The organism is Enterobacter cloacae complex sp. SHL021 (assembly GCF_049237765.1).
GTDB classification, from domain to species: domain Bacteria; phylum Pseudomonadota; class Gammaproteobacteria; order Enterobacterales; family Enterobacteriaceae; genus Enterobacter; species Enterobacter cloacae.
In genome coordinates this window covers 258,762-280,087 of the sequence record NZ_JBMKJG010000002.1, presented here as the reverse complement: position 1 = coordinate 280,087, position 21,326 = coordinate 258,762, and the positions used below count along the sequence as shown (strand labels likewise).

Here is a 21,326-nt window from a genome sequence, read left to right as displayed (position 1 = left end):
CATGGCGAAGACGTTATATGAAAAATTGTTTGATGCACACGTTGTCTATGAGGCACCAAACGAAACCCCACTGCTCTATATCGACAGGCATCTGGTACACGAAGTGACCTCCCCACAGGCATTTGATGGGCTGCGTGCGCACAAACGCCCGGTACGTCAGCCGGGTAAAACCTTCGCGACAATGGATCACAACGTTTCCACCCAGACCAAAGATATCAATGCGTCGGGCGAAATGGCGCGTATCCAGATGCAGGAGTTGATCAAGAACTGTAACGAGTTTGGCGTCGAGCTCTACGATCTGAACCATCCGTATCAGGGTATCGTTCACGTGATGGGACCTGAGCAGGGGATCACCCTGCCCGGCATGACCATCGTCTGCGGCGACTCCCATACCGCAACGCACGGCGCGTTTGGTGCACTGGCCTTCGGTATTGGCACCTCTGAAGTTGAGCATGTTCTGGCTACGCAGACCCTGAAACAGGGCCGAGCCAAAACCATGAAGATTGAAGTGAAAGGCAAAGCCGCGCCGGGGATCACCGCGAAAGACATCGTGCTGGCCATCATCGGTAAAACGGGCAGTGCCGGCGGCACCGGGCACGTTGTTGAGTTCTGCGGTGACGCTATTCAGGCGCTGAGCATGGAAGGTCGTATGACTCTGTGCAATATGGCCATCGAGATGGGGGCCAAAGCAGGTCTGGTGGCACCGGATGAAACCACCTTCAACTATGTAAAAGGGCGTCTGCACGCACCAAAAGGTCAGGATTACGCTGACGCCGTCGCGTACTGGAAAACCCTGAAAACCGATGATGACGCGGTTTTTGACACCGTTGTTACCTTGCAGGCGGAGGAGATTGCCCCGCAGGTGACCTGGGGAACCAATCCGGGTCAGGTCATTTCCGTGAATGACACTATTCCCGATCCGGCCTCATTTACCGATCCGGTCGAACGCGCCAGTGCCGAAAAAGCGCTGGCGTATATGGGTCTCAAACCCGGTGTGCCGTTGACCGATGTGACCATCGACAAAGTCTTTATTGGCTCCTGCACCAACTCGCGTATCGAAGATTTACGCGCCGCGGCGGAGATCGCCAAAGGCCGTAAAGTGGCACCCGGCGTACAGGCGCTGGTTGTGCCAGGCTCTGGTCCGGTAAAAGCGCAGGCGGAAGCCGAAGGCCTGGATAAGATCTTTATCGAAGCAGGCTTCGAGTGGCGCTTGCCTGGCTGCTCCATGTGTCTGGCCATGAACAATGACCGCCTGAATCCGGGCGAACGTTGTGCCTCCACCAGTAACCGTAACTTTGAAGGTCGTCAGGGCCGCGGTGGACGCACCCACCTGGTCAGCCCGGCGATGGCCGCCGCTGCGGCAGTTACCGGCCATTTCGCCGATATTCGCAGCCTGAAATAAGGAGACAATCATGGCAGAGAAATTTACCCAACATACAGGCCGGGTTGTCCCTCTGGACGCCGCTAACGTCGATACCGATGCGATCATCCCGAAGCAATTTTTGCAGAAGGTCACCCGCACCGGATTTGGTGCTCATCTGTTTAACGACTGGCGTTTTCTGGATGATAAAGGTCAGGTACCTGACCCGGAATTTGTGCTGAATTTCCCGGAATATAAAGGCGCCTCCATTCTGCTGGCACGGGAAAACTTTGGCTGCGGCTCCTCACGCGAGCACGCGCCATGGGCGCTGACCGATTACGGCTTTAAAGTGGTGATCGCCCCGAGCTTTGCAGATATCTTCTACGGCAACAGCTTCAACAACCAGCTGCTGCCGGTGACGCTGAGTGACGAGCAAGTGGATGAATTGTTCGCGCTGGTTAAGGCAAATCCGGGCATGTCGTTTGAAGTGGATCTGGAAGCGGAAGTGGTGAAAGCCGGGGATAAGACCTACAGCTTCAGCATCGATGCCTTCCGTCGCCACTGCATGCTGAACGGTCTGGACAGCATTGGCCTGACGCTTCAGCATGAAGACGCCATCTCCGCATACGAGAAAAAACAGCCTGCGTTTATGGGCTAAAGGCAATGGCCCGCACGATGCGGGCCATTGATAAGGGTGCGTTGAGGCTCAACCACTCTGGAGGGGCGGGGAACTTTCCCCGCCCATACCGCTAACGTTTTGCTTCGTAAGCCAACACTGCTGCCAGCTCTGTTTTCTCCTGTCTGAAATGCAGTTCACACAGTGAATCACGCACCATCCAGGTAAAGATCAACAGCGTTGTACAGATCAGAAACAAACCTAACAGCAGAGTACGTTTTGGCATTCCAGCCTCCTTATTGCTTTTCGGCAATGAAGAGACTAACCTCGCAATGTTGGTTGTGAAGTTGGTCTCCCCATCAGTTTTTTGATGTGGGACTCTCCACTGTTTGCCTCTTGCGAAAGCCTGAGGCAAACAGCCTCAAGCACCCGCCACGCACTCTATGTGTCTTCTTAAACTCTGTCAGAAAATCGTTTCATTTCGTGAAGGCGCCTTCCAGAATCAGACGTCTTTTACGCGCCAGGTCAGCATCAGCGTGACAATCGACGTTAGTGCAATCATCCAGTACACCGACCCATGTCCATAGCTTTGCGACAACGCCCCCTGAATCACCCCCGCCAGAATTACCCCCGTAGAGATACTGTTGGTAAAGAGTGTGGTCGCCGAACCCGCCCGTCCGGGCATTAAATCCTGGAACCAGAGCATCCCTATCCCGGCCACGATCCCGATAAACACAGCATTAAACAGCTGCAGCGCCAGCAACGCCTCTCGTGAATGGAAGAAAATCAGCCCCAGGTAGAAAAGCACTCCGGCCGCTACGGCTATCAGCATCATCCGGCGTTTCCCGAGATGTTTCACGTAGTATCCCGCCAGAATCATCGCCGGAATTTCCAGCCCGGCGGCCGTCCCCATTAAGATCCCCGCGAGCTTATCCGGCAGCCCCAGATCGCTGCTGATCCATAGCGGCATATCGATGATATACATGGTGTTGCAGGTCCACATCAGCGTGGAGGCGATAAACAGCATACGGACGTTTTTGTCCTGCCAGCCGCTCACCTGAGTAATGGGTTTATCCGCTGTCTGTTCGACACGCGCCACTGACGGCAGCACGAAGGCAATCAGTGCCAGGCTAATGGCAAAAATCCCCGCAGCGATGGAAAACATGGCGGTAAAACCGTAATTCAACGCCAGCATAAAGGCCAACGGCGGACCAATGACCCATGCAAGAGAGAGCTGCGCACGCATCACCGAGCTAAACATCACTACTTCCCGCGCCGAGTTGTCGGCATATTCCCGGGCCAGCGCGAACAGCTGCGGCATGGCGGTGTTCGCCAGTGAGGCCAGCAGCACGCCGCAGGTGATCAGCGTCAGGTAGTGACGATTAAAGGCAAACAGCAGCGCGTTACCCACGGCCATGGCGCAACAAAAGAGGATCAACTTGCGGCGATCGCCCTGGCTGTCGGATCGTTTCGCCAGCCCCAGGCTCACCAGGATCCCGGCGATGGCGTTCACGGTATAAAACAGGCCGACCCAAAACGGCTGCGCCCCCACCTCCCGGCTGAGAAAAAGACTCAGCGTCGGTGCCTGCAGCGCCCCCGCCACGCCCATCATAAAGGCCACCAGCATAAAAGCGGCATACACGCCGTTCAGGCGTCGCCCCATCGTCATTAACCAGAGCATCTGCAAGTCCTTGTGAAAGCGAATCGAAATTGGGTGAAAGAATAAACGAAAAAAGCCAGCAAAAAACATTTTGCTGGCGGGTGATAAGCACCAATACTCAGTCACACATGATCGAGGCGAGTTAGCGAGAAGAGGTCGGTTTCGTAACGTCCCACTGCATCAGTTCTTCTAACATTTTCAGCCGTTGCTCAGCACACTGACGGGCCAGCCAGGACGTTCCTTTTGTCGCTGAAAAGTACTGCTGATAAAACTGACGTGCGGTAGACCTCTTCATAATGTACCTCCTCACTTCATCGGGAATCATTATTGGCTTAATATAGGGATTAATAAATTGCTGATTTTTTGTCAGGAGTTCCCCTTTTATGCCTTCTGGTCGTCTGCAACAACAATTCATCCGCCTCTGGCAGTGCTGCGAAGGGCAATCGCAGGAGACCACGCTTAACGAACTGGCTGAACTCCTTAACTGCTCCCGACGTCATATGCGCACGCTGCTTAACACCATGCAGCAACAGGGCTGGTTAAACTGGGAAGCCGAAGCGGGACGCGGCAAACGCTCACGCCTGACCTTTCTCTATACCGGGCTGGCCTTGCAGCAACAGCGAGCAGAAGACCTGCTGGAACAGGACAGAATCGATCAGCTGGTGCAACTGGTTGGCGATAAAGCCGCAGTGCGTCAGATGCTGGTCTCCCATCTTGGGCGGAGTTTTCGTCAGGGCCGCCACATTCTGCGGGTGCTCTACTATCGCCCGATGAAGAATCTGCTCCCCGGCACGGCCTTGCGCCGCTCAGAAACCCATATGGCGCGACAAATATTCAGCGGCCTGACGCGAATAAATGAGGAAAACGGGGAACTGGAAGCTGATATTGCGCACCACTGGCAGCAACTCTCCCCACGTCACTGGCGCTTTTTCTTACGTCCCGGTATCCACTTTCACCACGGCCGCGAGCTGGAAATGCGCGATGTCATCGCCTCACTGGAGCGTGCCCGCAAGCTTCCGCTTTATTCGCATATTTCGCGCGTTCACTCCCCTACAGCCTGGACGCTGGATATTGAACTGTCTCAGCCGGATAAATGGCTTCCCTGGCTGCTGGGGTATGTCCCATCAATGATTTTGCCAGGAGAGTGGGAATCGCTGCACAATTTTGCCAGCCAGCCCATTGGCACCGGGCCCTATGCCGTGTCGCGTAACACCAATAACCAGCTGAAAATTCGCGCGTTTGATGACTATTTTGGCTACCGGGCGCTGATCGACGAAGTGAACGTCTGGGTATTACCGGATCTCAATGAAGAGCTCAGCGCCGGGCTGACGCTTGAAGGCCCCACAACGGGCGAAAAGGCGGTGGAAAGCCGCCTTGAGGAGGGCTGCTACTACCTGCTGTTTGACAGCCGCACCCACCGCGGGGCCAATCAGGCGGTACGCAAATGGATCAGCCACGTCTTATCTCCTTCTAATCTGATTTACCATGCGGAAGAACAGTATCAGACGTACTGGTTTCCGGCGTACGGGTTGCTTCCTCGCTGGCATCATGCCCGACCTGCCCACTGTGACAAACCGGCAGGGCTGGAGTCTGTCACCCTGACCTACTACCGCGAGCACGTGGAACACCGTTTTATCGCCAGGATCATGACCAGACTGCTGGCCGCAGAAGGCGTCCGGCTGGACATCAGGGAAGTGGACTATGACGAATGGCACCAGGGGGAACTGACCAGCGATATCTGGCTGAACAGCGCCAACTTCACCCTGCCGCTCGATTTCTCGCTCTTCTCACACCTGTATGAAGTCCCGCTGATCCAGCACTGTATCGATCGGGACTGGCAGCAGGATGCGGCGCAGTGGCGCGCGGGTGAGATGAACCTGGCCACCTGGTGTCAGGCGCTGTTGGCCGAACAGGCGATCGTGCCGCTGATCCACCACTGGCTGATGATCCAGGGTCAGCGCAGTATGCGGGGGCTACGGATGAATACGCTGGGCTGGTTTGATTTTAAATCCGCCTGGTTTGCGCCACCAGAGCCATAACACTTTCGTAATATTCGCCAAATCATTACAATAGCGCCGTTCTCAACGGGGTGCTGCATCACTGATGTGCGCTGAGATAATACCCGTCGAACCTGATCCGGATAACGCCGGCGAAGGGATTTGAGGCTGTCGCTCAAAATCCTTTGCCACTCAACCTTGAGGTGCAAAGTGTTAAAAAAAGTGCTTCCCCTGCTGGCGCTGTTTGCGCTGCCTGCTTTCGCAAAACCCGTCCTGACGGTCTACACCTACGACTCCTTTTCTGCCGACTGGGGCCCAGGCCCGGTCGTCAAAAAAGCCTTTGAAGCCGACTGCAACTGCGAACTGAAATTCGTGGCGCTGGAAGATGGCGTCTCGCTGCTTAACCGTCTGCGTATGGAAGGTAAAAACAGCAAGGCCGACGTGGTACTCGGCCTGGATAACAACCTGCTGGATGCGGCCTCGCAAACGAAACTGTTCGCCAAAAGCGGCGTAGCGGCAGATGCGGTTAACGTGCCGGGCGGCTGGAAAAACGACACCTTTGTGCCGTTCGATTACGGATATTTTGCGTTTGTTTATGACAAAAACAAGCTGAAGAACCCGCCGAAAAGCCTGAAGGAGCTGGTGGAAAGCGACCAGAAATGGCGCGTGATTTATGAAGATCCGCGCACCAGCACGCCGGGTCTGGGGCTGCTGCTGTGGATGCAGAAGGTATACGGTGATAAAACGCCGGAGGCGTGGCAGAAGCTGGCCGCCAAAACCGTGACCGTCACCAAAGGCTGGAGCGAAGCCTATGGCCTGTTCCTGAAAGGGGAGAGCGACCTGGTGCTGAGCTACACCACCTCCCCGGCTTATCACATTATCGCCGAGAAGAAAGACAACTACGCCGCCGCTGATTTCGCTGAAGGTCATTACCTGCAGGTGGAAGTGGCTGCCCGCACTGCCGCCAGCAAGCAGCCGGAACTGGCCGAGAAGTTCCTGAAATTCATGGTCTCCCCGGCGTTCCAGAATGCGATCCCAACGGGTAACTGGATGTATCCTGTGACCAACGTGACGCTACCTGCTGGCTTTGAGCAACTGACCAAACCGCAAACCTCGCTGGAGTTTACGCCGCAGCAGGTCGCCGCGCAGCGAGCAGCATGGGTAAGTGAATGGCAACGCGCCGTCAGCCGCTAATTCCCGGTTGGTTATTTCCCGGATTGCTCGCCGCCGTAGTGATGGTGGCGGTCAGTCTGGGTGCTTTTCTGGCATTGTGGTTTAACGCGCCGGAGAGTGATCTGCTCTCTCTCTGGCACGACAGCTATCTCTGGCACGTCATCCGGTTCTCTTTCTGGCAGGCGTTTCTCTCTGCCCTGCTGTCGGTAATCCCGGCCATTTTTCTCGCGCGGGCGCTCTACCGCAGACGCTTCCCCGGCAGGGAGGCGCTGTTGAGACTGTGCGCCATGACGCTGATCCTGCCCGTCCTGGTGGCGGTATTTGGGATCCTGAGCGTGTATGGTCGTCAGGGCTGGCTGGCCGCCCTCTTTAACCTGCTTGGTCTGGAGTGGACCTTCTCCCCTTACGGACTCAAAGGTATTCTGCTGGCGCACATCTTTTTCAACATGCCCATGGCGACCCGGCTTTTTTTACAGGCGCTGGAGGCTATCCCCGGCGAGCAGCGTCAGCTTGCGGCACAGCTGGGTATGCGCGGCTGGTCATTCTTCCGCTTTGTCGAATGGCCATGGCTGCGCCGTCAAATCCCTCCGGTTGCGGCGCTGATCTTCATGCTCTGTTTTGCCAGTTTCGCCACCGTGCTTTCTCTTGGTGGTGGACCACAGGCGACCACCATCGAACTGGCGATTTACCAGGCGCTGAGTTACGACTACGACCCCGGCCGCGCTGCGCTTCTGGCTCTGGTGCAGATGCTGTGCTGTCTTGTGCTGGTCCTGCTGAGTCAGCGTCTGAGCAAAGCCATTCCACCGGGCAGTCATCAGATTACAGGCTGGCGCGATCCACAGGACAGCCTGCACAGCCGAATCGCGGATGTGATGTTGATCGTACTGGCCCTGCTGCTGCTGCTGCCGCCGCTGATGGCCGTCATCGTCGATGGCGTTAACCTTAACCTCGTCTCCGTGTTGCAACAGCCCGTCCTCTGGCAGGCGACCTGGACATCCTTGCGCATCGCACTGGCTGCCGGGCTATTGTGTGTCGTGCTGACCATGATGCTGCTGTGGAGCAGTCGCGAACTTTATGCGCGCCAGGCGCGCAAAGCCGGACAAGCGCTGGAGCTGACGGGGATGTTAATCCTCGCAATGCCGGGCATCGTCCTGGCAACCGGCTTCTTTTTATTGTTCAACAGTACGGTTGGTCTGCCGGAAAGCGTCGACGGAATCGTGATTTTTACCAACGCCCTGATGGCCATTCCCTATGCGCTGAAGGTGCTGGAAAACCCCATGCGCGACGTCAACAGCCGTTACGCTTTGCTGTGTCAGTCGCTTGGTATACAGGGCTGGCGCCGGTTAAAGGTGGTTGAACTGCGCGCGCTGAAACGCCCGCTTGCTCAGGCGCTGGCCTTCGCTTGTGTGCTCTCCATTGGAGATTTTGGTGTGGTGGCGCTCTTCGGCAATGAAGATTTCCGCACGCTGCCATACTGGTTGTATCAGCAGATCGGCTCCTATCGCAGCCAGGAGGGGGCCGTCACGGCGCTGTTGCTGCTGTTGCTGTGCTTTGCCTTATTTACCGTTATCGAAAAACTTCCGGGGCGCAATGTTAAAACTGACTGATGTCACCTGGCTCTACCAGCACCTGCCTATGCGTTTCAGCCTGTCGGTACGCCCGGGTGAGATGATTGCCGTGCTTGGCCCAAGCGGGGCAGGGAAAAGTACCTTACTCAATCTGATTGCCGGTTTTCTGCAACCGGCAAGCGGGTCGATAATCATTGAAAACAACGACCATACCTACACCCCGCCCGCCAGGCGTCCGGTCTCGATGCTGTTCCAGGAAAATAACCTGTTCACCCATCTGACGGTGCGGCAAAACATCGCGCTGGGTATGGATCCGGGGCTGAAACTGAACGACGCGCAGCGCAAGAAGCTGGAAAAGATTGCCGGGCAGATGGGCATTACCACGTTTATTGACCGGCTCCCCGGAGAGCTCTCTGGCGGACAACGTCAGCGCGTGGCGCTGGCTCGCTGTCTGGTTCGCGAGCAGCCGATACTGCTGCTGGATGAGCCCTTCTCTGCACTCGATCCCGCGCTGCGCCAGGAGATGCTCGCCCTGGTACAGCAGGTCTGCCAGCGTCAGCAACTGACGATGCTGATGGTGTCACACAGTATTGAAGATGCCGCACGCATCGCCCCGCGATCGGTGGTGATCGCGGAGGGTCGGATCGTGTGGGATGGTGAAACCGAAGAGTTGATGAGTGGTAAAGCAAGCGCGTCGCACCTGCTGGGGATCCTTAACGGCTGACCACCTTCAACAGGATCTCACCGTACACCGGCATCAGCGGATGGCGAATCAGCGCGATCAGCGCCACGACGGCAACGCCCAGCGTCAGCGGCGCCAGCCACAGCAAGCGCGAGCGAGGCAGATAGCGCGTCAGACGATCGACATTCGCTTTCGCGCTGCGCCATAGCCGCCAGCACAACCATGCAGCGAGCCATAACAGCAGCGCTGTTGCCAGCAATAACCATTTAAAGCCACCGCTCTGCACATCGTCAGGAATATCAATTGCCGCCCCCGCCAGGATCCCCGGCAGGAAGTAGAACGGCGGCCAGAAGACGCAGCCGATAATGTTCGGTAAAACGAATTTTGCGACGGGCAGATCCAGCATCCCGGCGACCATCGGCACCAGCGGACGCGTTGGCCCGACAAAGCGTCCGACGAGGATCGTAAACATGCTGTGCTGATGCAACGCATGCTCGGTTTTATCCAGCAACGCTTTGTTCTTTTTCATAAAAGACCAGCGGTGCAGCGGCTTCTTGAAACGCCAGCCCAGCCAGAAGGAGATCCAGTCGCCCAGTAAGCAGCCGATCATACCGGCCAGCCATGCCTGCCAGAAATTGACCTCACCGCTGCCAATCAACGCGCCCAACGCCGCCATCATCACCGTACCAGGCAGGATCAGCCCAACCAGCGCCAGCGATTCCAGAAACGCCACCAGCGCAACGGCGATAAGCGAATACATAACGGACTGGGTAATAAAATGTTCCAGCAATGCCTGCATAACTATTCCGGTCAGAAAACGAATCAGGGATTCTGCTTAGCGCCCTGCACCGCGTCAAGACAACAATTGTCTGAATAGTTTACAGGTTGCTTCCGTTGTTCACCTGCTTGTTTATCTTTTTTTACCGTTTATTCACATCCCGCCCGGAATTCACTGGGGCTGGCGCCAGTGCATTTTTTAAATACGCGGGAAAAATAGAGCTGATCTTCAAAGCCCACATTGCGCCCGACGGTGGCAATGGGCATCCGGGTGGTGCTGAGCAGCAGTTTCGCCTGGCTGATGCGCTGATCTTCGCGCCAGCTCAGCACGCTGACACCCAACTGCTGCCGGAACAGATGCGACAGCCGCGACGGCGACAGGCAGACATGCTGGGCCACGCTGGCGATATCAAACTGGCTGTCGGCCAGGTGGTCGCTGATGTACTGGCAGGCATCACGCACACGGTTATCCAGCGGCGGATTAAGCGACGCGTTAATCGCCTCCATCCGGCGCAGTAACACCTGTTCAAGCAAATTAATTGCCAGCAGCTCAGCGTAGCGCCCACCGGCCTGCCCTGCCTCTATGATCTGGGCAAACAGCTCGCGGAACTGGGCCAGATGAGCGTCGTCCGGGCGGTAAAAACCGGTGTGTGCAAAAATGGCTGGCCACGAAAGCCACTCCTGCCAGTAGGCGCGGGGGCGGAAGTAGACCCACTGGTGATACCACTCTTTGGCATCCGGATGACGCCCGTAATGGTGGATCTCACCAGGCGGAAACAGCAGCATATCGCCGGGACGACAGACGAACTGCTGATCGTTGTTTTTGATTATCCCTTCCCCACGCACGGTCAGGTTCAGAATGTACCCTTTCATCCCAAGCGGACGGTCAACGTAAAAATCGAGATATCCCTCAGCCTCGATAGGGGTCAGCCCCGCCACCAGGTGGGCGTTAAACGAATAACCCGGCAGTAAGGGATCGTTTTGCGTTTCGGCCATAGATTCAGTTCTCCCAACGGTACTGAAGGAAACCAATTGTCCATATCGTTAAAAGCCGTATAAAAATGGCCTGCGACGAGATCCAAAAAGCATCACGTCTCTTTTACGTCCGCCATGTTTCAGCCTTTCCCCCTGATTTCTCCGCCAGAGTGGGCAGATAAGCAGTAACAAAAGTGTCTATAAGTGCGGCAGAAATGTCCACATTGAATATTTGCACGGCGTCACACTTTCCATCTCAACAGCAATTTAATCCATAAGATTAGCGGATCCTGCCTGACGATTTTCGCCCCCAGTCTCTAATGTTCTCTCATACCTGTTTTCTGATGGAGCAACACCATGGCAATTGCGATTGGCCTCGATTTTGGCAGCGACTCGGTTCGCGCCCTGGCAGTGGACTGTACGTCCGGCCAGGAGATAGCAACCAGCGTTGAGTGGTACCCACGCTGGCAAGAGGGGCGCTACTGCGATGCGCCAAACAACCAGTTCCGTCACCATCCACGCGACTACATTGAGTCGATGGAAGCGGCAATCAAAACCGTGCTGGCAGAGCTGACTGACGCCCAGCGTGCAGAGGTGGTTGGGATCGGCGTAGACAGCACCGGTTCTACCCCCGCGCCAGTGGATGCGGAAGGCCGGGTGCTGGCGCTGCGTCCTGAATTCGCCGACAACCCGAACGCCATGTTTGTGCTGTGGAAAGACCATACCGCCGTCGAAGAGGCCGAAGCCATCACCCGGTTGTGCCACCAGCCGGGCAAAACCGACTATTCGCGCTACATCGGCGGAATTTATTCCAGTGAATGGTTCTGGGCCAAGATCCTGCATGTCACCCGCGCTGACGCAGCGGTTGCACAGGCAGCCGCATCGTGGATTGAACTGTGTGACTGGGTTCCTGCCCTGCTCTCAGGTACCACCCGCCCGCAGGATATTCGCCGCGGCCGCTGCAGCGCCGGGCATAAATCCCTATGGCATGAAAGCTGGGGCGGTCTGCCACCGGCAGCCTTCTTCGATGAACTCGATCCGATTATCAACAAGAGCCTGAAGTACCCGCTCTTTACCGACACCTTTACCGCCGATATTCCGGTGGGCACGCTCTGTGAAGAGTGGGCAACACGCCTGGGCCTGCCGCAAAACGTGGCAATCTCCGGCGGTGCGTTTGACTGCCATATGGGCGCGGTGGGCGCTGGCGCCCAACCCAATACGCTGGTGAAAGTGATCGGCACCTCCACCTGCGACATCCTGACGGCGGATAAGGCCAGCGTCGGTGACCGCGCAGTGAAAGGTATCTGCGGACAAGTCGACGGCAGCGTGGTGCCGGACTTTATCGGTCTGGAAGCCGGGCAGTCTGCGTTTGGCGATATTTACGCCTGGTTTGGTCGGGTACTGGGCTGGCCGCTGGACCAGCTGGCGACCGCGCACCCGGAACTGAAAACCCAGATTGCCGAGAGTAAGAAACAGCTGCTGCCCCAGCTCACCGCCGCGTGGGCGAAAAATCCGTCTCTTGAACACCTGCCGGTGGTGCTCGACTGGTTCAACGGCCGCCGTACGCCATTTGCCAACCAGCGTCTTAAAGGCGTTATCACCGATCTCAATCTGGCGACCGATGCCCCGGCCCTGTTTGGCGGCCTGATTGCAGCCACCGCCTTTGGCGCGCGCGCGATTATGGAGTGCTTCACCGAACAGGGCATCGACGTCAATAACGTCATGGCGCTGGGCGGTATCGCCCGTAAAAACCCGGTGATCATGCAGGCCTGCTGCGACGTGCTGAACCGTCCGCTGCAGATAGTCGCATCCGATCAATGCTGCGCGCTGGGCGCGGCCATTTTCGCCGCCGTTGCCGCGGGCGTACACGCCGATATCCCGACTGCACAGCAGCGTATGGCAAGCGCGGTCGAAAACACCCTTCAGCCGCGTGCTCAACAGGCGCAACGCTTTGAACAGCTTTATCAGCGCTACCAGCAATGGGCAAAAAGCGCCGAACTTCACTATCTCCCTGTCGCCGCCCCGTCAAAACACACCGCGGACACGACGGCAACCCTGACCCATTAAGGACACGACGATGACCATTTTTGATAATTATGAAGTGTGGTTTGTGATTGGCAGCCAGCATTTGTACGGACCGCAAGCGTTGCAACAGGTGACGAAACATGCGGAACACGTCGTGAACGCGCTGAATGCTGAGGCCAAACTGCCATGCAAACTGGTGCTGAAGCCGCTGGGCACGACGCCGGATGAGATCACCCATATCTGCCGTGACGCAAACTACGACGATAAATGTGCGGGTCTGGTGGTGTGGCTGCACACCTTCTCACCCGCCAAAATGTGGATCAACGGTCTGTCTATCCTCAACAAACCGCTGCTGCAATTCCATACCCAGTTCAACGCCTCCCTGCCATGGGACAGCATTGATATGGACTTTATGAACCTGAACCAGACCGCACACGGCGGCCGTGAGTTCGGCTTCATCGGCGCCCGTATGCGTCAGCAGCACGCCGTAGTGACCGGACACTGGCAGGATCAACATGCGCAGAAACGCATCGGCTCCTGGATGCGTCAGGCCGTTTCCAAACAGGATACCCGCCATCTGAAAGTGGTGCGATTTGGCGACAACATGCGTGAAGTGGCAGTCACCGACGGTGATAAAGTTGCCGCGCAGATCAAGTTTGGTTTTTCCGTGAACACCTGGGCCGTGGGTGACCTGGTGCAGGTCGTCAATGAGATCGGCGATGGCGACGTGAGCGCGCTGGTTGACGAATACGAAAGCAGCTACCGCCTCACCGCAGCGGCGCAGGTGAAGGGTGACAAACGCCAGAACGTGCTGGACGCGGCGCGCATTGAACTGGGGATGAAACGCTTCCTGGAACAGGGTGGCTTCCACGCCTTTACCACGACATTTGAAGATCTCCATGGTCTGAAACAACTGCCGGGTCTGGCAGTACAACGTCTGATGCAGCAGGGCTACGGCTTCGCGGGCGAAGGCGACTGGAAAACTGCCGCTCTGCTTCGCATCATGAAAGTGATGTCAACCGGTCTGCAGGGCGGCACCTCCTTTATGGAGGACTACACCTACCACTTCGAAAATGGCAACGACCTGGTACTCGGTTCACACATGCTGGAAGTGTGCCCGTCCATTGCCGTTGAAGAGAAACCGATCCTCGACGTGCAGCACCTCGGCATTGGCGGTAAAGCGGATCCGGCACGTTTAATCTTCAACACCCGTACCGGCCCGGCCATCAACGCCAGCCTGATCGACCTGGGCGATCGTTTCCGCCTGCTGGTGAACTGTGTGGATGCGGTTGAAACGCCACACGCGCTGCCAAAACTGCCGGTCGCCAACGCCCTGTGGAAAGCGCAGCCCGATCTGCCAACCGCCTCCGAAGCCTGGATCGTCGCCGGTGGCGCACACCATACCGTCTTCAGTCACGCGCTGGATCTCAACGATATGCGTCAGTTCGCTGAACTGCACGACATCGAACTGACCGTGATCGATAACGATACCCGTCTGCCCGCGTTTAAAGACGCGCTGCGCTGGAATGAAGTCTATTACGGTTCGAAACGTTAAGTACGACGTGCCCGGTGGCACTGCGTTTACCGGGCCTACGATTGTGTAGGCCGGATAAGCGAAGCGCCATCCGGCGGGAGACAACAATGCTAGAAGATCTCAAACGCCAGGTACTCGAAGCCAACCTGGCGCTGCCTAAACATAATCTGGTGACCCTGACCTGGGGCAACGTCAGCGCCGTTGACCGCGAAAAAGGGGTGTTCGTCATCAAGCCCTCCGGCGTGGATTATACGGTGATGACCGCTGACGATATGGTTGTGGTCAGCATTGCAACCGGTGAAGTGGTGGAAGGGAAGAAAAAACCCTCCTCCGATACCCCCACCCATCGCCTGCTGTATCAGGCATTTCCGACCATCGGCGGCATTGTGCATACCCACTCGCGTCATGCGACTATCTGGGCGCAGGCAGGCCAGTCCATCCCGGCTACCGGTACCACGCACGCAGACTACTTTTACGGCACCATCCCCTGCACCCGCCTGATGACCGATGCGGAAATCAACGGCGAGTACGAGTGGGAAACCGGCAATGTGATTGTCGAAACCTTTGAAAAACAGGGAATCGACGCAGCACAGATGCCTGGGGTGCTGGTGCATTCTCACGGCCCGTTTGCGTGGGGCAAAAATGCGGAGGATGCAGTGCATAACGCGATTGTGCTGGAAGAGGTGGCCTATATGGGCATCTTCTGTCGTCAACTGGCACCACAGTTGCCGGATATGCAACAGACGCTGCTGGACAAACACTACCTGCGCAAGCACGGTGCAAAAGCCTATTACGGGCAATAAACTGTATATAAACCCAGCATAAAACCGCTAACCAGGCTATAATCAGGCCTGGTTTTGTTTTATGGGATAACGGCGTGACGCAGGCGCAAGAAGGTTTTTTACTGACCCGACACTGGCGGGATACGCCTCAGGGAACAGAGGTGGAGTTCTGGCTGGCGACGGACAACGGCCCGCTGCGCGTTACCCTGCCGCCACAGGAGTCTGTGGCATTTATTCCCGAAGCCCACATCGACAAAGTAAAGCAGCTACTGCGCGGTGAAAACAACTGGCGCATCACGCCACTCGAGCTGAAAGATTTCCATCGCCAGCCGGTTTACGGTCTCTATTGTCGCGCCCATCGCCAGCTGATGCGCTATGAAAAACTGCTGCGCGAGGCGGGCGTCACCCTGTACGAAGCCGATATTCGTCCCCCGGAACGTTTTCTGATGGAGCGGTTTATTACCGCCCCTGTCTGGGTTGATGGCACGGCGCACAACGGCGGGCTGATTAACGCCCGTCTGAAACCCAACCCGCACTACCGTCCGCCGTTGAAATGGGTCTCACTGGACATCGAAACCACCCGTCACGGTGAACTGTACTGTATTGGTCTTGAAGGCTGCGGCGACCGGGTTGTCTATATGCTCGGGCCACCGAATGGTGATGCCTCCGCGCTGGACTTCCGGCTGGAGTACGTCAACAGTCGACCACAACTGCTGGAAAAACTGAACCAGTGGTTTGCCGATCGCGATCCCGATGTCCTGATCGGCTGGAACGTGGTGCAGTTCGACCTGCGGGTACTGCAAAAACACGCCGAGCGTTACCGCATCCCGCTCATGCTTGGGCGGGGTCATAGCGAACTGGAATGGCGCGAGCACGGTTTCAAAAACGGCGTCTTCTTCGCACAAGCCAACGGTCGCCTGATTATCGACGGCATCGAGGCGCTGAAATCCGCATTCTGGAATTTCTCTTCCTTCTCGCTGGAGGCAGTGGCGCAGGAGCTGCTGGGGGAAGGGAAATCCATTGATAACCCGTGGGACCGAATGGATGAGATCGACCGCCGCTTCAACGAAGACAAACCGGCACTTGCCACCTATAACCTGAAAGATTGTGAGCTGGTTACGCAGATTTTCCACAAAACCGAGATCATGCCTTTTCTGCTGGAACGCGCCACAGTGAACGGTCTTGCCGCTGATCGGCACGGCGGTTCCGTGGCGGCATTCAGCCATCTGTACTTTCCCCGCATGCACCGGGCAGGCTACGTCGCACCGAACCTGGGGGACGTACCGCCGCAGGCAAGCCCAGGCGGCTACGTGATGGATTCCCGGCCGGGACTGTATGACTCCGTGCTGGTACTGGACTACAAAAGCCTCTACCCCTCGATTATCCGCACCTTTCTGATTGATCCGGTGGGGCTGGTAGAGGGGATGGCGCAGCCGGACGATATGCACAGCACCAACGGGTTTCTGGGGGCGCGTTTCTCACGGGAGAAACACTGCCTGCCGGAGATCGTGGGGCAGATCTGGCACGGGCGCGACGAGGCCAAGCGCCACGGCAACAAGCCGCTTTCTCAGGCGCTGAAAATTATCATGAACGCCTTTTACGGTGTGCTGGGCACCAGCGCCTGTCGCTTCTTCGACCCGCGTCTCGCCTCGTCTATCACCATGCGCGGGCATGAGATCATGCGCCAGACAAAGGCGCTGATCGAATCCCAGGGCTATGAAGTGATCTATGGCGATACCGACTCCACCTTCGTCTGGTTGAAGGGCGCACACGCCGAAGAGGAAGCCGCGCGAATTGGCAAACAGCTGGTGGCCTTCGTGAACGACTGGTGGCAAGCGCATTTGCAAAAAGAGCGGTTAACCAGTGCGTTAGAGCTGGAGTATGAAACCCATTTCAGCCGCTTTTTAATGCCCACTATCCGTGGAACCGATCAGGGCAGCAAGAAACGCTACGCCGGACTGATTCAGGAAGGTGAAAAGCAACGCATGGTGTTTAAAGGGCTGGAGACGGTGCGCACAGACTGGACTCCGCTGGCTCAGCAGTTCCAGCAAACGCTCTATTTGCGGATCTTTCGTAATGAGCCTTATCAGGACTACGTCCGCGAGACGATAGCCAGCCTGATGGCTGGCGAGCTCGACAACCAGCTGGTATATCGCAAACGCCTGCGCCGCCCGCTGGCCGAGTATCAGCGTAACGTTCCGCCGCACGTCCGCGCCGCGCGTCTGGCGGATGAAGAGAACGTCCGTCGGGGGCGCGCCCCGCAGTATCAGAACCGGGGCACCATCAAGTATGTCTGGACGACAAACGGGCCAGAGCCCGTGGATTATCAACACTCTGCGCTGGACTACGACCATTACCTGACGCGCCAGCTTCAGCCCGTCGCGGATGGAATTTTGCCGTTCATTGACGACGATTTTGCTACACTAGTGACAGGGCAGCTTGGCCTATTTTGACACGTGACGAAATCGCTGCCATCCAGTACCATAGCGCCCTTTCCACTCCCGGACCCATTTTTCGATGACCGTCTTTTTTGACGGTGGTTGAACTATTGCCTGCAATTAAAGATTAGAGCCGAACACATATGCCTTTTACACTTGGTCAACGCTGGATCAGCGATACAGAAAGCGAACTTGGATTGGGAACCGTGGTTGCAGTCGATGCACGCATGGTCACCCTCCTTTTCCCTGCTACGGGTGAAAACCGCCTGTACGCTCGCAATGACTCCCCTGTTACCCGCGTGATGTTCAATCCAGGTGACACCGTGACCAGCCACGACGGCTGGCAGCTAAAGGTTGAAGACGTAAAAGAAGAGAATGGTCTGCTCGCCTACATTGGGACTCGCCTCGACACTGACGAGAGCAATGTCATCCTGCGTGAAGTGCTGCTCGACAGCAAACTGGTTTTCAGCAAGCCGCAGGATCGCCTGTTTGCCGGGCAAATCGACCGTATGGATCGCTTCTCCCTGCGCTATCGCGCACGTAAATTCCAGAGTGAACAGTACCGCATGCCGTGGAGCGGCCTGCGTGGTCAACGCACCAGCCTGATCCCTCATCAGTTGAATATCGCCCATGACGTTGGTCGTCGTCATGCGCCTCGCGTACTGCTGGCAGACGAAGTGGGCCTCGGTAAAACCATTGAAGCCGGTATGATCCTGCATCAACAGCTGCTTTCTGGCGCCGCCGAGCGCGTGCTGATCGTGGTACCGGAAACGCTGCAACATCAGTGGCTGGTTGAGATGCTGCGCCGCTTTAACCTTCGTTTCTCGCTGTTTGACGACGAGCGCTACGCCGAAGCCCAGCATGACGCGGACAACCCATTTGAAACCGAACAACTGGTCATCTGCTCCCTGGACTTCGTGCGCCGCAGCAAGCAGCGCCTTGAGCATCTGTGCGACGCAGAGTGGGATCTACTGGTGGTCGACGAAGCGCACCACCTGGTCTGGAGCGAAGAGGCACCGAGCCGTGAATACATGGCGATTGAACAGCTTGCCGAGCGCGTGCCGGGCGTCCTGCTGCTGACCGCTACGCCGGAGCAGCTGGGGCTGGAGAGCCACTTCGCCCGTCTGCGCCTGCTCGATCCAAACCGTTTCCATGACTTTGAGCAGTTTGTCGAAGAACAGAATAATTACCGCCCGGTTGCCGATGCTGTCGCCATGCTGCTGGCGGGCAAACGCCTCTCGAATGACGAACTCAACACCCTGAGCGATCTGATTGGCGAACAGGATATTGAGCCGCTGCTGCAGGCAGCCAACAGTGACAGCGACAACGCGGTATCCGCGCGTAAAGAGCTGATCGATATGCTGATGGACCGCCACGGCACCAGCCGCGTGCTGTTCCGTAACACCCGTAACGGCGTGAAGGGCTTCCCGAAACGCGAACTGCATACCATCAAGCTGCCGCTGCCGACGCAGTATCAGACGGCGATAAAAGTCTCCGGCATTATGGGGGCGCGCAAAAGCCAGGAAGAACGTGCGCGCGACATGCTCTACCCGGAGCAGATTTATCAGGAATTTGAAGGGGATACCGGAACCTGGTGGAACTTCGACCCGCGTGTTGAATGGCTGATGGGTTACTTAACGGCTCATCGTTCACAGAAAGTGCTGGTGATCTGCGCCAAAGCGGCCACCGCGCTGCAGCTGGAGCAGGTTCTACGCGAGCGTGAAGGTATTCGAGCCGCCGTGTTCCACGAGGGCATGTCCATTGTCGAGCGTGACCGCGCCGCGGCCTGGTTCAGTGAAGAAGACAGCGGCGCACAGGTTCTGCTGTGCTCTGAAATCGGTTCTGAAGGGCGTAACTTCCAGTTCGCCAGCAACCTGGTGATGTTCGATCTGCCGTTCAACCCCGACCTGCTGGAACAGCGTATCGGCCGTCTGGACCGTATCGGTCAGGCGCATGATATTCAGATCCACGTCCCTTACCTGGAAAAAACCGCTCAGTCGGTGCTGGTACGCTGGTTCCACGAAGGTCTGGACGCGTTCGAACATACCTGTCCGACGGGACGCACCATTTACGATCAGGTGCATACGGATCTGATCGGTTACCTGGCAGCGCCGGAAAATGCAGACGGTTTTGATGAGCTGATCAAATCCTGTCGCGAAAAGCATGAGGCCCTGAAAGCGCAGCTGGAGCAGGGACGTGACCGCCTGCTGGAAATCCACTCCAACGGTGGCGAAAAAGCGCAGGCGCTTGCCGAAAGCATTGAAGAGCAGGATGACGACACCAGCCTGATCAGCTTCGCCATGAACCTGTTCGACATCGTCGGGATTAACCAGGACGATCGCGGCGAGAACATGATCGTGCTGACCCCATCCGATCATATGCTGGTTCCGGATTTCCCGGGCCTGCCGGAGGATGGTTGCACCATCACCTTTGAGCGTGACGTGGCGCTGTCTCGCGAAGACGCGCAGTTCATCACCTGGGAACACCCGTTGATCCGCAACGGCCTCGACCTGATCCTTTCCGGCGACACGGGTAGCAGCACGATTTCCTTGTTGAAAAACAAAGCATTACCCGTTGGTACGCTGCTGGTTGAGCTGATCTATGTTGTGGAAGCGCAAGCGCCGAAACAGCTGCAGCTCACCCGCTTCCTGCCGCCAACGCCAGTGCGTCTGCTGCTGGATAAAAACGGCACCAACCTGGCTGCACAGGTTGAATTCGAGAGTTTCAACCGCCAGTTGAGCGCAGTAAACCGCCACACGGGCAGCAAACTGGTCAACGCCGTACAACAGGACGTGCACGCCATTCTGCAGTTGGGTGAAACGCAGATCGAAAAAGCGGCCAGGACGCTGATTGATGCCGCACGCAAGGAAGCCGATGAGAAACTGTCTGCAGAGTTGTCTCGTCTGGAAGCGTTAAAAGCGGTGAACCCAAACATCCGTGATGACGAACTGACCGCGATTGAGAGCAACCGTCAGCAGGTGCTGGAAAGCCTGAATCAGGCAAGCTGGCGTCTGGATGCCCTGCGTCTTATTGTTGTGACGCATCAGTAAACGGAGCACAAGATGGTGATGGAGCCTTACAATCCGCCGCAAGACCCGTGGCTGGTTATCCTTTATCAGGATGAGCACATTATGGTGGTCAACAAGCCTAGCGGCCTGTTGTCCGTGCCGGGGCGTCTGGATGAGCACAAAGACAGCGTGATGACACGTATTCAGCGTGATTATCCCCAGGCGGAGTCCGTTCATCGCCTGGACATGGCAACCAGCGGTGTGATTGTGGTGGCGCTGAACAAAGCGGCTGAACGTGAACTCAAACGTCAGTTCCGCGAGCGTGAGCCGAAAAAGCAATATGTCGCACGCGTCTGGGGCCATCCCGCACAGGCGGAAGGGCTGGTGGATCTGCCGCTGATTTGCGACTGGCCAAACCGGCCAAAGCAGAAAGTGTGCTATGAGACCGGCAAGGCCGCGCAAACCGAGTATGAAGTGCTGGAGTACGCGCCGGATAACACCGCGCGCGTGCTGCTAAAGCCCATTACCGGGCGTTCACATCAGCTGCGTGTGCATATGCTCGCGCTGGGGCACCCGATTCTGGGAGACCGTTTTTACGCACCACCGGAGGCGCTGGCTTCAGCGCCGCGTTTGCAGCTTCATGCCCAGACGCTCACCATCACCCACCCGGCGTTTGGCAACGCAATGACGTTTAAAGCCCCGGTGGACTTCTAAAAAAAATGGCCCGACTG

Annotated in this window: 17 protein-coding genes and 1 riboswitch; of the genes, 12 read left to right on the top strand and 5 right to left on the bottom strand. The window is 57.0% G+C overall.

Features of this window, described 5'->3' with window-relative positions; translation table 11 throughout:
* The first annotated feature begins 1 nt into the window (after position 1).
* Together leuC and leuD are read left to right on the top strand one after the other, a co-directional pair.
* Positions 2-1,402 (top strand): 3-isopropylmalate dehydratase large subunit, encoded by a 1,401-nt coding sequence (gene leuC, locus ACOTZF_RS03445; protein ID WP_013095560.1) that lies wholly within the window; start codon positions 2-4, stop codon positions 1,400-1,402.
* Between the two features lie 10 nt (positions 1,403-1,412).
* Positions 1,413-2,018: a 3-isopropylmalate dehydratase small subunit gene (gene leuD / locus ACOTZF_RS03440; RefSeq protein ID WP_013095559.1), complete on the top strand. Its 606-nt coding sequence runs from the start codon at positions 1,413-1,415 to the stop codon at positions 2,016-2,018.
* Positions 2,019-2,109: 91 nt separating this feature from the next.
* Here leuD and ACOTZF_RS03435 read toward each other — a convergent pair whose 3' ends face one another.
* The 3 genes from ACOTZF_RS03435 to sgrT form a co-directional block, all read right to left on the bottom strand.
* Positions 2,110-2,262, bottom strand: coding sequence for a Hok/Gef family protein (locus ACOTZF_RS03435; RefSeq protein WP_010427008.1), 153 nt, complete (start codon positions 2,260-2,262; stop codon positions 2,110-2,112).
* Positions 2,263-2,478: 216 nt separating this feature from the next.
* Positions 2,479-3,657 (bottom strand): sugar efflux transporter, encoded by a 1,179-nt coding sequence (locus ACOTZF_RS03430; protein WP_013095558.1) that lies wholly within the window; start codon positions 3,655-3,657, stop codon positions 2,479-2,481.
* Positions 3,658-3,778: 121 nt separating this feature from the next.
* Positions 3,779-3,931 (bottom strand): glucose uptake inhibitor SgrT, encoded by a 153-nt coding sequence (gene sgrT / locus ACOTZF_RS03425; protein ID WP_013095557.1) that lies wholly within the window; start codon positions 3,929-3,931, stop codon positions 3,779-3,781.
* An 88-nt stretch (positions 3,932-4,019) separates the two neighbouring features.
* Between sgrT and sgrR the strand changes: the two genes are divergently transcribed.
* The 4 genes from sgrR to thiQ all read left to right on the top strand — a co-directional run bounded on the left by sgrR (position 4,020) and on the right by thiQ (position 9,098).
* Positions 4,020-5,675, top strand: coding sequence for an HTH-type transcriptional regulator SgrR (sgrR, locus tag ACOTZF_RS03420; protein WP_013095556.1), 1,656 nt, complete (start codon positions 4,020-4,022; stop codon positions 5,673-5,675).
* A gap of 36 nt (positions 5,676-5,711) precedes the next feature.
* Positions 5,712-5,812: riboswitch (TPP riboswitch) on the top strand.
* A 31-nt stretch (positions 5,813-5,843) separates the two neighbouring features.
* A complete protein-coding gene (thiB, locus tag ACOTZF_RS03415; protein WP_013095555.1) occupies positions 5,844-6,827 on the top strand; it encodes a thiamine ABC transporter substrate binding subunit in 984 nt (327 codons plus the stop codon).
* A complete protein-coding gene (gene thiP, locus ACOTZF_RS03410; RefSeq protein ID WP_129252029.1) occupies positions 6,803-8,413 on the top strand; it encodes a thiamine/thiamine pyrophosphate ABC transporter permease ThiP in 1,611 nt (536 codons plus the stop codon). The genes thiB and thiP overlap by 25 nt, the downstream gene beginning before the upstream one ends.
* Positions 8,397-9,098: a thiamine ABC transporter ATP-binding protein ThiQ gene (gene thiQ / locus ACOTZF_RS03405; protein WP_129252031.1), complete on the top strand. Its 702-nt coding sequence runs from the start codon at positions 8,397-8,399 to the stop codon at positions 9,096-9,098. The genes thiP and thiQ overlap by 17 nt, the downstream gene beginning before the upstream one ends.
* Here thiQ and ACOTZF_RS03400 read toward each other — a convergent pair.
* The gene (locus ACOTZF_RS03400; RefSeq protein ID WP_013095552.1) at positions 9,088-9,855 is read right to left on the bottom strand and encodes a DedA family protein; all 768 of its coding nucleotides are present in this window, start codon (positions 9,853-9,855) and stop codon (positions 9,088-9,090) included. The two genes, thiQ and ACOTZF_RS03400, sit on opposite strands and share 11 nt — an antisense overlap.
* Positions 9,856-9,983: 128 nt before the next feature.
* Positions 9,984-10,829 (bottom strand): arabinose operon transcriptional regulator AraC, encoded by an 846-nt coding sequence (araC, locus tag ACOTZF_RS03395; protein ID WP_013095551.1) that lies wholly within the window; start codon positions 10,827-10,829, stop codon positions 9,984-9,986.
* Between the two features lie 336 nt (positions 10,830-11,165).
* Between araC and araB the strand changes: the two genes are divergently transcribed.
* From araB to rluA, 6 genes are all read left to right on the top strand, one after another.
* On the top strand, positions 11,166-12,875 hold the full coding sequence (gene araB, locus ACOTZF_RS03390; RefSeq protein ID WP_129317703.1) for a ribulokinase: 1,710 nt from the start codon (positions 11,166-11,168) through the stop codon (positions 12,873-12,875).
* Between the two features lie 10 nt (positions 12,876-12,885).
* The gene (araA, locus tag ACOTZF_RS03385; RefSeq protein ID WP_020688483.1) at positions 12,886-14,388 is read left to right on the top strand and encodes an L-arabinose isomerase; all 1,503 of its coding nucleotides are present in this window, start codon (positions 12,886-12,888) and stop codon (positions 14,386-14,388) included.
* Between the two features lie 86 nt (positions 14,389-14,474).
* The gene (gene araD / locus ACOTZF_RS03380; RefSeq protein ID WP_013095548.1) at positions 14,475-15,170 is read left to right on the top strand and encodes an L-ribulose-5-phosphate 4-epimerase; all 696 of its coding nucleotides are present in this window, start codon (positions 14,475-14,477) and stop codon (positions 15,168-15,170) included.
* A 74-nt stretch (positions 15,171-15,244) separates the two neighbouring features.
* Positions 15,245-17,602: a DNA polymerase II gene (polB, locus tag ACOTZF_RS03375; protein ID WP_129252037.1), complete on the top strand. Its 2,358-nt coding sequence runs from the start codon at positions 15,245-15,247 to the stop codon at positions 17,600-17,602.
* Between the two features lie 128 nt (positions 17,603-17,730).
* The gene (gene rapA / locus ACOTZF_RS03370; RefSeq protein ID WP_129317704.1) at positions 17,731-20,637 is read left to right on the top strand and encodes an RNA polymerase-associated protein RapA; all 2,907 of its coding nucleotides are present in this window, start codon (positions 17,731-17,733) and stop codon (positions 20,635-20,637) included.
* Between the two features lie 12 nt (positions 20,638-20,649).
* The gene (gene rluA / locus ACOTZF_RS03365) at positions 20,650-21,309 is read left to right on the top strand and encodes a bifunctional tRNA pseudouridine(32) synthase/23S rRNA pseudouridine(746) synthase RluA (protein ID WP_020688480.1); all 660 of its coding nucleotides are present in this window, start codon (positions 20,650-20,652) and stop codon (positions 21,307-21,309) included.
* Positions 21,310-21,326: the final 17 nt, after the last annotated feature.